Annotated in this window: 9 protein-coding genes; 1 reads left to right on the top strand and 8 read right to left on the bottom strand. The window is 60.7% G+C overall.

Going from position 1 to position 12,094, the window contains the following annotated elements; genetic code table 11:
• The 6 genes from DMZ65_RS14710 to DMZ65_RS14680 form a co-directional block, all read right to left on the bottom strand.
• Positions 1-768, bottom strand: a protein-coding gene (locus DMZ65_RS14710; RefSeq protein WP_114963763.1) for an IS5 family transposase whose coding sequence is annotated in 2 segments (ribosomal slippage) — positions 1-447 and positions 446-768 — 770 coding nt annotated over the 2 segments. Because the reading frame shifts where the segments join, the coding sequence is not laid out codon by codon here. This gene is flagged as partial in the annotation.
• 443 nt (positions 769-1,211) lie between these two features.
• Positions 1,212-2,045, bottom strand: a complete 834-nt coding sequence (locus DMZ65_RS14705) for a DUF481 domain-containing protein (RefSeq protein WP_116599639.1) — start codon at positions 2,043-2,045, stop codon at positions 1,212-1,214.
• A 348-nt stretch (positions 2,046-2,393) separates the two neighbouring features.
• Complete coding sequence (mtgA, locus tag DMZ65_RS14695) at positions 2,394-3,131, bottom strand: monofunctional biosynthetic peptidoglycan transglycosylase (RefSeq protein WP_116599637.1); 738 nt, start codon at positions 3,129-3,131, stop codon at positions 2,394-2,396.
• A 145-nt stretch (positions 3,132-3,276) separates the two neighbouring features.
• Complete coding sequence (gene gltB, locus DMZ65_RS14690; RefSeq protein WP_116599645.1) at positions 3,277-7,815, bottom strand: glutamate synthase large subunit; 4,539 nt, start codon at positions 7,813-7,815, stop codon at positions 3,277-3,279.
• 152 nt (positions 7,816-7,967) lie between these two features.
• The gene (locus DMZ65_RS14685; protein ID WP_232825007.1) at positions 7,968-8,408 is read right to left on the bottom strand and encodes a GFA family protein; all 441 of its coding nucleotides are present in this window, start codon (positions 8,406-8,408) and stop codon (positions 7,968-7,970) included.
• Positions 8,409-8,548: 140 nt separating this feature from the next.
• The gene (locus tag DMZ65_RS14680) at positions 8,549-9,982 is read right to left on the bottom strand and encodes an NAD(P)-dependent oxidoreductase (protein ID WP_116599635.1); all 1,434 of its coding nucleotides are present in this window, start codon (positions 9,980-9,982) and stop codon (positions 8,549-8,551) included.
• A 216-nt stretch (positions 9,983-10,198) separates the two neighbouring features.
• On the opposite strand from DMZ65_RS14680, the gene DMZ65_RS14675 reads away from it, so the two are divergent.
• On the top strand, positions 10,199-11,002 hold the full coding sequence (locus DMZ65_RS14675; protein WP_116599634.1) for an undecaprenyl-diphosphate phosphatase: 804 nt from the start codon (positions 10,199-10,201) through the stop codon (positions 11,000-11,002).
• A gap of 117 nt (positions 11,003-11,119) precedes the next feature.
• On the opposite strand, the gene rlmH is transcribed toward DMZ65_RS14675, so the two are convergent.
• Both rlmH and rsfS read right to left on the bottom strand, forming a co-directional pair.
• Positions 11,120-11,590, bottom strand: coding sequence for a 23S rRNA (pseudouridine(1915)-N(3))-methyltransferase RlmH (rlmH, locus tag DMZ65_RS14670; RefSeq protein WP_116599633.1), 471 nt, complete (start codon positions 11,588-11,590; stop codon positions 11,120-11,122).
• Positions 11,591-11,593: 3 nt separating this feature from the next.
• Complete coding sequence (rsfS, locus tag DMZ65_RS14665) at positions 11,594-11,941, bottom strand: ribosome silencing factor (RefSeq protein ID WP_116599632.1); 348 nt, start codon at positions 11,939-11,941, stop codon at positions 11,594-11,596.
• Positions 11,942-12,094 lie beyond the last annotated feature (153 nt).

Here is a 12,094-nt window from a genome sequence, read left to right as displayed (position 1 = left end):
TAGGCAGCCGACTCATAAAACTCGATCCACAGCCTGACCGATGCCAATTTGATCATCGACAGGAAATTGCGTGACGTCTTCTCGTATCGGGTTGCGATACGGCGGAACGAGGCTTTCAGCCTGCCAAAGAAACGCTCGATTTTGTTGCGTTCCCGGTAGATTGCAGCATCAAATTCGGCGGGTAGTTTGCGGTTGGCCTTGGGAGGGATCACGTCGATAGCGCCCTGTTCCCAGATCAAGTCTCTGATCCAGTCTGCGTCATATGCTTTGTCCGCGAGCACATGTTGGCCAGGTTGCAAATTGTCCAGTAGCGCCTTGCACGGCGGCGCGTCATGAGCTTGGCCGGGTGTCAATTCATATCGGATCGGCAGCCCATCCTGATTGGTAAGTGCATGTATTTTCGTTCCTAATCCGCCCCGTGAGCGACCTAAACAGCGGCGCGGGTCTTTTTTTGAGAGTCGTGGCGGAATGATGCGCGCGCACGCTGGTCCCGTCGACCATCACTGTGTCCACGTTATGCGCGTCGGCGATGGCGTCCATGATCCGGTCCCAGTGGCCCGCATAGCTCCACCGGTTGAAGCGATTATAGACCGTTGTCGGTGGGCCATATTCGCTGGGCAGATCGGCCCAAGGGATGCCGGTGCGCAGGACGTAGAAAATACCGTTGATCACGCGGCGGTCATCCACCCGCTTCTTGCCGCGCGTTTTGTTAGGTAAGACAGCTTTGATGAATTCCCATTCCAGATCGCTCATGTCTGATCGTGCCACTTCCATCCTCCCGCCCGTTGTTTAGACGAAATGAATCACAAACTTATGCTCCTAAACAAGAATTAATGGGTGTGCTGCCTAGACACTCAATGGTTGTTTGGCCAGACGGAAAGTCAATCGATGTGAGTATATTTTCACGGGCGTCTTAAAATACGCCTCTTTGTTCCTGTTGGAAGGTGCCCGATTTCTTCTGTCCCCCAACCCGGTCGAAACCTAAGCGGTTGTTGAAGGTTTTTTGCCGAGCCTGCGAAGGCTGCAATCCGCGTGAAGAGCCGCATGACGGTTTTTTCAGATTTTGATGCAAAGGCCAAAGGCATCTGACGTTCCGCGAAGGCCCGCAAAACGCGTCGGGGCGGCAACTTTCGTTGCCGCCCCAGGTCAACTCTCAGATGTCACATGAGGGATGAGGACCTCTGCCAGTGTTTCGGCCGTGGCCGAAAACCTTAGTTGAAGGAGTAAACCAGCGACACACCGAAGGTGTTGTCGGTTTCGTCAAAGCCGTCTGCCGGCTCGGAATGGTACTCTGTCAGGATGCTGGTCCGCAGTGCCAGTTGGTTGGACATCGCAACGCTCAGCGCCAGGTCGTTGAAGACAACCGTGTCGGAATCCGACCACACCACATCGGTGTCGTTGGTCAGGTACACGGTTTCTGTCAGCTTCTGCGCATAGTCGGACGAAATGCCAAAGGCCCCTTCGTCAATATCCGACAGGGAGGCATCGCTCAGATCGGCATAGCGGTAGCCGGGACCAGCCTGAACGGACCACTGACGGTTTGCATCGTTGAAGATCCGGTAACCGGCACCAAAGCTGACAAACGTGTCGCTCTCAAACGAGGAAAACTCGTCAACCGACCCCTGGACCTTGGCGAAACCAAAGACAACCGGGTTGAAGTCACGCGTGTATTCAAGGCTGTAAAACAGGCTTTCGTCCGTGGATACGCCATCTGTCTGACCGTAGTCATAGCTCAACTGAAGCTCATATCCATTGGGACCCTGAACATAGGTCATGTCAGCGCCGATGCCCAAGTCAAAGCTGTCGCTGTTGCCGGATTTCGCAATGCCGCGCAGTGCGAAGCTGCCGGAAAAGCCCTGAGGGCGTCCTTCATTGCCGAACCGGCGCACGTCGCGCTCTGCATCGTCTTCGATGTCATCAATCAGGTCTTCGTTCATGTCCTGAGCGACAGAGGTGCGCGAAAACGCGCCTTGCGCGGACGCGACGGAAGCGAAGGCGGTTACAATGGCTGTTGCGCCAAGAAGGGCGCGGAGGGAGGTGTTCATGGTGTATATCCTTAGTAGCTGTGTTGCAGAACCCCTCTGCATGTAAAGGAATTCTAACACGCAGCCGCCTTGGCGCAGCCGCAGCCAATGAAACTGGCCGGGCGCAGCCCTTGGATTTTGCAAATCAAACACATAAGCAAAAAACTGCTTGGCAAAAAATAAACGAAAACAGACCCCTCGGCCATGCAACCGTTGCGGCGAAAAAAAATCTTGGAGATTTTCTTGACTTGGGGCCGGATCGACATGTGCGAAAACGGCTCCTTCCTCTCGTTTTCGTGATCGAATTTCAGACCGGGTGGCACCCCTGACGCAGCGAATCAGAGCAGCGTTTCGGTGCCTGATCGCGCTTCAATCCGGCTCGAAACAGGCCGCCCGGCCGTCCCGCGCGATGGTCGCCGCGCCGTCGCGGATGGAATTGGCACGGCGGCTGACAGCGGCGGTGGGCCGCGCGGCAGAGCGGTCCCGAGGCGCGGGCAGCACCGCCGCCAGCCGCGCCGCCTGCGTGCCGCTCAGCGCGTCCGCGCCCACACCGAAATAGTGACGCGACGCGGCCTCGACCCCGAACACGCCCTCGTCGAATTCGGCGACGTTCAGATAGACCTCCAGGATACGGCGCTTGGACCAGACCGCCTCGACCGCCGGGGTCAGCAAAGCCTCCAGCGCCTTGCGCGGCCAGCTTCGACCGTGCCAGAGATAGACATTCTTCACCACCTGCTGGCTGATCGTCGATGCCCCCCGCCGGCCACCGTTTTCCAGCGCCGCGCGGATCGCCTTCATGTCGAACCCCCAATGGGTGCAGAAATTGGCATCCTCCGCCGCCACGGCGGCGCGCAGCATCACCGGGGCCATCCGGTCGGCGCTGACCCATTGCCGGTCCACCGACTGACCCAGCCGCCGCCCCTCGGACACCATATAAGGCGTGGTGGGCGGGTTCAGCACCGCGTAGCCCACCACCGCCAGAACCGCCAATCCAACCATACCCAACCCCGCCCAGCATAGCCGCCGCACCACCCAGCGCAGGGGCTGGGGCCGCGTCTTGCCACGCGGCGCGGTCTTGCGCGTTTTTGTCCTGCTCTTGCCTGCCATGCCGTCAGCTATAGGCCGGGATCGGTGCCGCGAAAAGCCAGCACATGCACCCCGCCCGCGCATGGTGCCATTTTCCAACGGAAACCGGCCCGAAAGCTGCGCCTCCGGGCCGGATGTCCGACAGATTCAAACCAGAACGACAGGATTATTCTGCCGGGACGGCCGTGCTTTGCGTGCTCAGCGGATGGGCGATCTTGTTCAGCATCTCCTTCGGGCAGATCTGCACGAAATTCGCCAACTCGACATCCCAATGTTGCAGAATATCCAGCGCCCGGCGGCTTTGCGTCTCGTCCGCGTGGCGTTGCACCAGCAGTTTCAACTCATCGACCCAGTGATCGACCGTCACCGGGCAAGTCACCAGCGTTTCCAGGTTCATCAGACGTTCGGCATCGCCGTCGGGATCATACAGATACGCCATGCCGCCGGTCATGCCCGCACCGAAATTGGCCCCGACCGGCCCCAGAATCACCGCGACCCCGCCGGTCATGTATTCGCACCCGTTCGACCCGCAGCCCTCGACCACCACCGTCGCGCCGGAATTGCGCACGGCAAAGCGTTCGCCCGCGCGCCCGGCGGCGAACAGATAGCCATCCGTCGCGCCATACAGCACCGTGTTGCCGATGATCGTGTTCTCGGCGGCCACCAGCGGCGATTGCATCGGCGGACGCACCACGATGGTGCCCCCCGACAGACCCTTGCCGACATAGTCATTGGCATCGCCCGACACTTCCAGCTTCAGCCCCGGCGCGGCAAACGCACCCAGCGATTGCCCGGCAGAGCCGCTCAGCTTCACGGTCAGATGGTCCGGCTGCAACGCATTGCGCATCCCAAAATTCTGCACGATATGGCTGGAGGTGCGCGTGCCCACGGTCCTGTCAGTGTTTTGAACCGCATAGGACAGTTGCATCTTTTCGCCATCCTTCAGGAACCGCGCCGCATCGCGCACGATTTCTGCATCCAGCGTGTCCAGCACCGCATTGCGCGGCTTGTCGCGGTCATAAACGATGTCATCCGACCCATCGACCCGGATCAGCAGCGGGTTGAGGTCCAGATCGTCCAGATGATCCGCGCCCCGGCTGACCTGGCTCAGCAGATCGGCCCGCCCGATCACCTCTTCCAGCGATTTCGCCCCGATGCTGGCAAGGATCTCGCGCACTTCCTGCGCGTAGAAAGTAATCAGGTTCACAACCTTGTCGGCATTGCCGGTAAACTTGGCGCGCAGCTCTTCGTCCTGCGTACACACACCCACGGGGCAGGTGTTGGACTGGCACTGACGCACCATGATACAGCCCATCGCGATCAGCGCGGCGGTGCCGATGCCGTATTCCTCGGCCCCCAGCATCGCGGCCATGACAATATCGCGCCCGGACCGCAAACCGCCATCGGTGCGCAGCGTGACCCGCGTGCGCAGGTTGTTCATCGACAGAACCTGATGCGCTTCGGTCAGCCCCATTTCCCATGGCAGACCCGCATATTTGATCGAGGTCGCGGGCGACGCGCCGGTGCCGCCATTGTGGCCGGAAATCAGGATCACATCGGCCTTGGCCTTGGCCACACCGGCGGCAATCGTCCCGACCCCGCTCGATGCCACCAGCTTGACCGTGACCTTGGCGCGCGGGTTGATCTGCTTGAGGTCATAGATAAGCTGCGCCAGATCCTCGATCGAGTAGATGTCGTGATGCGGCGGCGGGCTGATAAGCGTCACGCCCTCGGTTGAATGGCGCAGACGCGCGATCAGCTTGGTGACCTTCATGCCGGGCAATTGCCCGCCCTCGCCGGGCTTGGCACCCTGGGCGACCTTGATCTCCAGCTCTTCGCACTGGTTGAGGTATTCCGCCGTCACGCCGAACCGGCCAGACGCCACCTGCTTGATCTTCGCAGACGGGTTGTCGCCATTCGGTTCAGGCACGAAATGCGCCGGATCCTCGCCGCCTTCGCCGCTGTCGGATTTGGCACCGATGCGGTTCATCGCGACGTTCAGCGTCTTGTGCGCCTCGGGCGACAAAGCGCCCAGCGACATGCCCGGCGTCACGAACCGCTTGCGGATCGAGGTGATGCTTTCCACCTGCTCCAGCGGGATCGCGTCGCCAATGGGCTTGATCGCCAGAAGGTCGCGCAGATGGATCGGCGGATTGGCCTGCATCGCGTTGGTGTATTGCTTCCACAGCGCAAAGCTCGCCTTGTTGCAGGCCGCTTGCAGCAGATGCATGTTCTGCGCGCCCCAGGCATGGGTCTCGCCCGATTTGCGGGCCTTGTAAAAGCCGCCAATGGGCAGAACGTCCTGACCGCCCCGGAACCCCAGCGCATGGATTTCCTCGGCCTTGGTCTGGATACCGCTGACCCCGATGCCCGAGATCCGGCTCAGCATTCCGGGGAAGTATTCCGCACACATGGCGCGGGACAGGCCCACCGCCTCGAAGTTCAGACCACCGCGATAGGACGAGATGACGCTGATGCCCATTTTCGCCATGATCTTCAGCAGCCCGGCGTCGATGGCCGCACGATATCGCGCCATCGCCTCGGTCAGCGTGCCCTCGATCAGGCCCCGCTCGATCCGGTCGGCCAGGGTGGATTGCGCCAGCCACGGATTGACCACCGTGGCCCCCGCGCCGATCAGCACCGCAAAGTAATGCGGATCGACGCATTCCGCGCTGCGCACGTTGAGCGAGCAGAAGGTCCGCAGACCCTTGCGCGTCAGGTGGCTATGCACCGCGCTGGTGGCCAGGATCATCGGCATCGCAACCTTGTCGGCATCCGCGTGCTGATCGGTCAGCGTCAGATGACCCGCCCCGGACCGCACGGCATCCTCGGCCTCGGCCCGGACCCGCGCCAACCCCTGGGCCAGGGCGTCACGCCCCCCGCCCACCGGGAAGGTACAGTCGATCACGACCTGCGCGGCTTTGAAATGCCGCGACAGCGCGTCAAATTCCGCATCCGCGACAAACGGGCTGTCCAGTACCAGAATCTCGGTCTGCGCGCTGGATTCGTCCAGCACGTTCTTGAGGTTCCCGAACCGCGTCTTCAGGCTCATCACCCGGAATTCGCGCAAACTGTCGATCGGCGGGTTCGTCACCTGGCTGAAGTTCTGCCGGAAAAAATGGCTGAGCGGACGGTATTTGCGCGACAGCACCGCCGCGGGCGTGTCATCGCCCATGCTGGCCAGCGTTTCCTTGCCGTCCTCGGCCATCGGGGCCAGGATCTGTTCGATCTCTTCGACCGTATAGCCCGCCGCGATCTGACGCCGCCGCAGATCCGCGCCACCGACCATCGGGTATTCCGTTTCTCCGGCCAGTTCGGCATCCAGATCGTTGATCTTGTCGGCCCAGTCTCCGAAGGGCTGGCTGGCGGCCAGTTGATCCTTGATCTCGGTGTCGTGATACAGCCGCGCCTCTTTCATGTCCACGGCCAGCAACTGCCCCGGTCCCAGCGCGCCTTTCTCGCGCACTGTGCCTTCGTCCACCGCAACCATGCCCGCCTCGGACCCGGCGATCAGCAAACCGTCCCCGGTCACGACATAGCGCATCGGGCGCAAGCCGTTGCGGTCCAGACCGGCGCAGACCCAGCGCCCATCGGTCATCGCCAGGGCGGCCGGGCCGTCCCACGGCTCCATCACCGAGTTGCAGTAGGAATACATGTCGCGCCAGGCATCGGGCAATTCCACCGCCTGCTTGGACCAGGATTCCGGCACCAGCATCGTCTTGGCCATCGGCGCATTGCGCCCCGCGCGCACCAGCACCTCGAACACCGCGTCCAGCGCGGCCGAATCCGACGCGCCATTGGCGATGATCGGCTTGATGTCCTCGGCCATCTCTCCGAATGTCGCCGAGGCCATGCGGATCTCGTGGCTTTTCATCCAGTTGACGTTGCCTTTCAGCGTGTTGATCTCGCCGTTATGGGCCAACATGCGGAACGGCTGCGCCAACCACCATTGCGGGAAGGTGTTGGTCGAATAACGCTGGTGATAGATCGCAAAGGCGCTTTCGAACCGCGCATCCTTGAGATCGGGATAGAACTCGGCCACCTGCTCGGCCAGCATCATGCCCTTGTAGATGATCGACCGGCAAGACAGCGACGCCAGATACAACTGGCCAATGCCCGCCGCCGCAGCCGCCTTTTCGATCCGGCGGCGGATGACATACAATTCACGCTCGAATGTTTCCTGATCCACACCCTTGGCGTTGGAAATCAGGATCTGCTCAATCTCGGGGCGGGTGGCGTTGGCCTTTTCGCCCAGAACGGACACATCCACCGGCACATGCCGCCAGCCATAGATATAATAGCCCATCCGCAGAACCTCGGTTTCCACGATGGTCCGGCAGGTTTCCTGCGCGCCGAAATTGGTGCGCGGCAGAAACACCTGCCCCACGGCAATCAATTCATCCTGGCGCGGCTCATGCCCGGTGCGGCGGATCTGATCGTAGAAAAACGGCACCGGGATCTGCACATGAATGCCCGCCCCGTCGCCGGTCATGCCATCGGCATCCACCGCGCCGCGATGCCAGATCGCCTTGAGCGCATTGATCCCCGCATCGACAACACCGCGTGACGGCTTGCCATCCAGCGACACCACAAGACCAACCCCGCAAGAGGAATGCTCTTCCTCTTCGGCATACAGGCCATTCTCGGCCATCCACTTGCGCTTGGCTTCTTCGGCGGCAACCCAGTCTGCGTCATACTTGGTCATGGTATTGATCCTCCATGAAAGGCCGGCCAGCGCCAGCGAATGTGCGAAAACCGAAAGTCCGGCATGCGGCCGGTTCCGGTTCCCAAATACCCAAGGCGGTGCGGGGGCTGCCCGCGTTTCCGCCTGCTTCAATCTTCACGCAGGCACCGCAATCAGGTGCCAGCCGTGTCGGCACCGAACAGCGCCAGTGTTTCCTGCCGGGTCAGCCGCCCGTGATCGCCGCGTATCGCCCAGAAATCCGGGCATTGATCGGCAAAAATCTCTTGTTCCAGCGCCAGACCGCTTGCATCCTCCAGCAAGCCAATGGCGATCTCGAAATCGCCCGCGCCGTCCTGGCCCTCGTCGTAACGATACCACAGGGCCGATCCGCAGGTGCCGCACACGCTGCGGCTGGCCCAGTCTGACGACCGAAAGCTGCGGACAGCACCCGTATCCTCGATCACGACATCATCCTTGGCGGCGCTGATCGCGAACAGCGCAGAGCCTGCCCAGCGGCGGCATTGCTCGCAGTGGCAGACATGCACTTTCGCCGGATCGACACGCGCGGAAAAGCGAACCGCGCCGCACATGCACTGACCTTTTCGCTTTTCCATGTCTTTACCCTTTCGTAACGATCCAGACCTAATAGGTCACTAACGCTGACCTTTGTGGCTTTTTACAGCGCACCATGGTGGTCAGGGGCATTTGTACAAATAACAGGTACAAATGCCCCCAAAGGCCCCAATCCTTGGCGTCACTCGGCCGCGACGGCCACGCCGCCTGCAAGCTGTTCCAGCACCGCGCCGGCGCAATCGCGCCCGTCGCGGATGGCCCAGACCACAAGGCTTGCGCCGCGCACGATGTCACCCACCGCAAAGACGCCCGGCAGGCTGGTCGCGCCAGAGGTGAACTCTGCCTTGATCGTGCCCCAACGCGTCACTTCCAGACCGTCTGTGCCCCAAAGCTGCGGCAGATCCTCGGGTTCAAAGCCCAGCGCCTTGATGACCAGATCGGCATCCTCGACATAGTCGGCACCCTCGATCACCTCGGGGGCCTGACGGCCGGTGGCATCGGGCACACCAAGGCGCATCTTCTGCACCATGACGCCCTCGACGGCATCGCCGCTAAAGCCCTTGGGCGCGGTCAGCCAGACAAACTCAACGCCCTCTTCTTCGGCGTTCTGCACTTCGCGCTGCGATCCCGGCATATTGATTTTATCACGCCGATACAGGCACTTGACGCTTTCCGCACCCTGACGGATCGCGGTACGCACACAGTCCATTGCCGTGTCGCCCCCGCCGATAACGACAACCTTCTTGCCTTGGGCGTTCAACTCGCCCGAGTCGAATTCCGGCACATCATCGCCAAAGCTCTTGCGGTTGGACGCGGTCAGATAGTCGATCGCCCGCACGATCCCCTCGGCCCCCGACCCCGGCCCTTGCAGGTCGCGTGTCTTGTACACACCCGTGGCGATAATCACCGCGTCATGCTTGCCACGGATCGCGTCGAAGGAAATATCCTCGCCGACATTGCAGTTCAGCACGAAGGTCACGCCGCCATCCTCAAGCTGCTTGTTGCGGCGCATGACGATGTCTTTTTCCAGCTTGAAGCCGGGAATACCATAGGTCAGCAACCCGCCAGAGCGGTCGTAGCGGTCATATATCGTGACCTGCACACCGGCACGGCGCAGCACATCCGCCGCGGCCAGCCCACCGGGGCCCGCGCCGATGATGCCGACGCTTTCCTCGCGCTCGGCAACCGGTGTGATCGGCTTGACCCAGCCCTTTTCCCAGGCGGTGTCGGTGATATATTTCTCGACCGCACCGATGGTTACGGTGCCGTGGCCCGACTGCTCGATCACGCAATTGCCTTCGCACAAGCGGTCCTGCGGGCAGATGCGACCGCAGATCTCAGGAAAGGTATTGGTGGCCTGACTGACCTCATAGGCCTCTTCCAGACGGCCCATCGCGGTCAGACGCAGCCAGTCCGGAATATTGTTGTGCAGCGGACAATGGCTCTGGCAATAGGGCACGCCGCATTGGCTGCACCGGCTCGACTGCTCTTTCGCCTTCGCGTCGGCATATTCGGCATAGATCTCGTCGAAGTCATGGTTGCGCGCCTCCGCGTCCCGCTTCTCCGGCATCACCCGGTCGATCTTCACGAATTTCAGCATCGGCTGCTCAGCCATGTCCCGACTCCCAGTTCACCCTCCCCGCCCTTCTACGCAAGCTTCTTTCGCAATAAAAGGCACAATTGCTGACCTATATACAAAAATTCCTGTCTCTGGGCATTTTTTTTAGGATTTTTTCTGATAAATGAGTCACGATCCGGACCCAAATTCGCACTTTCCAAGGGAAAGCAAACCCTTATACGAGTCGTATTATAACTTATACGAGACACCTAAATGCCCCTCTTTCACCTCATGCTCGTGGCGCTGATCCAAGGCGTCACTGAATTTCTGCCGGTCTCAAGCTCCGGACACTTGATTCTGCTGCCCAGCCTAACCGGCATGCAGGATCAGGGGCAGGTTATCGACGTGGCGGTGCATGTCGGCACACTTTTTGCAGTTGTTCTGTATTTCTGGCCGGATGTGCGCGACGCACTTTACGGAACCGGTCGCTTACTGCGCGGGCGCATTGATACGCCGGGCGCGCAGTTGGCATTCTGCCTTGCGATTGCGACACTGCCAGTCATCTTCGCCGGGCTGGCAATGAAACTGACCGGGCTGGACGATCTCCTGCGCTCCGTAAAGGTGATTGCCTGGACGATGCTGATTTTCGGGTTGGTTCTTTGGTGGGCTGACAAGACCGGCGCGGAACGCAAAACCACAGGCGACTGGACTCCGATGGAAGCCGTTAAACTGGGTCTGTGGCAGGCCGTTGCGCTGATCCCCGGCACCTCCCGCTCCGGGATAACCATCACAGGCGCCAGACGGATGGGCTATGCCCGCCTCGATGCCGCAAAGATCGCTATGCTGATGTCAATTCCCACGATCCTCGCGTCGGGAACACTTCTGGGACTTGAGGTTGCCGTCACCGCTGACGCTAGCGCCGCCCGTGACGGCGCAATCGCTGCCGCAATGGCCTTCGTCGCCGCGCTGGCAGCACTCTGGCTGATGATGCGCCTCCTGCGGTCCGTCAGCTTCACGCCTTATGTGATTTACCGGATCATCCTTGGTGTGCTTCTGCTGGTCTACGCCTCTAGCTGAGCAAACTCGAAGACCCTCCATGGCTTCGACGCACCGGCCAACGGCCTTCTCTGCGGAAGGGGCCTTCAGGTCCCTGACAAAGGGAACCCTGGCGCGCGGATCACCGCGCGCAAGACCTCAGCCTCTGTGATATGGCGTTCCGGCCGCAATCGCCGCCGCCCGATAAATCTGCTCAGCCAACATCACTCTTGCCAACATATGCGGCCATACCATTTTTCCCAATGACAGAACCGCATCCGCTGATCCGCGCAATGCAGGATCAACACCATCCGCGCCACCGATGACGAAAGCCACATCCTGCGCGCCCTGATCACGCCAGTTGCACAACATATCGGAAAATGCCGGAGAGCTGACCATCTTCCCGCGCTCGTCCAACACGCACAACCGCGCGCCAGAGGGCACTGCCCGCTTCAGAAGAACCGCCTCGGCCGCCATGCCGCCACCTTTGCGATCTTCGACTTCGCAAACAGTGGCTGGACCAAGCCCAAGCCCTCGCCCTGTCCGGTCAAACCGTTTCAGATAGTCGTCGATAAGGTCACGTTCGGGACCGGCCCTGAGCCGACCCACCACGCATAATTGGACGCGCATGGTTCAGCTACGCGCGGTGTGACTGCCCTCGGGGCTTTGCCACATCTTCTCCAATTGATAGAATTCACGCACTTCTGGACGAAAAACGTGAATGATCACGTCACCGGTATCAATCAACACCCAGTCCCCGGCTTCCTTGCCCTCGACACGGGACGCCCGACCAAGATCCTGTTTCAGCGTGTCTATCAACCGTTCCGCAATCGCGGCAACCTGCCGAGAAGAGCGGCCTGAGCAGACAACCATGTAGTCGCCAATGGCCGTCTTGCCGCGCAAATCAATCTGCGTGATCTCTTCGGCTTTGCTGTTTTCAAGCGACTCCAGAATGGCAGTGAGGAGTTCTTCACTCGTCATGGCCGAATGGCTGCCCGCAATGGGTGCCGCGTGATCGGCGGCATGTGCCGCGTCAGTACCAAGAGACAGGACATCGTCCTCCTTGCTGTCTGTGCACCGCCTTACTCCGGTGCCGGGTTCTTTTCATAGATAGCACCGCATATGCAAAATCTC

This window comes from Primorskyibacter marinus, assembly GCF_003313245.1.
Classification (GTDB): Bacteria; Pseudomonadota; Alphaproteobacteria; order Rhodobacterales; family Rhodobacteraceae; genus Primorskyibacter; species Primorskyibacter marinus.
The sequence above is the reverse complement of the archived record's forward strand: the minus strand, read 5'-3'. Positions and strand labels throughout refer to the sequence as shown.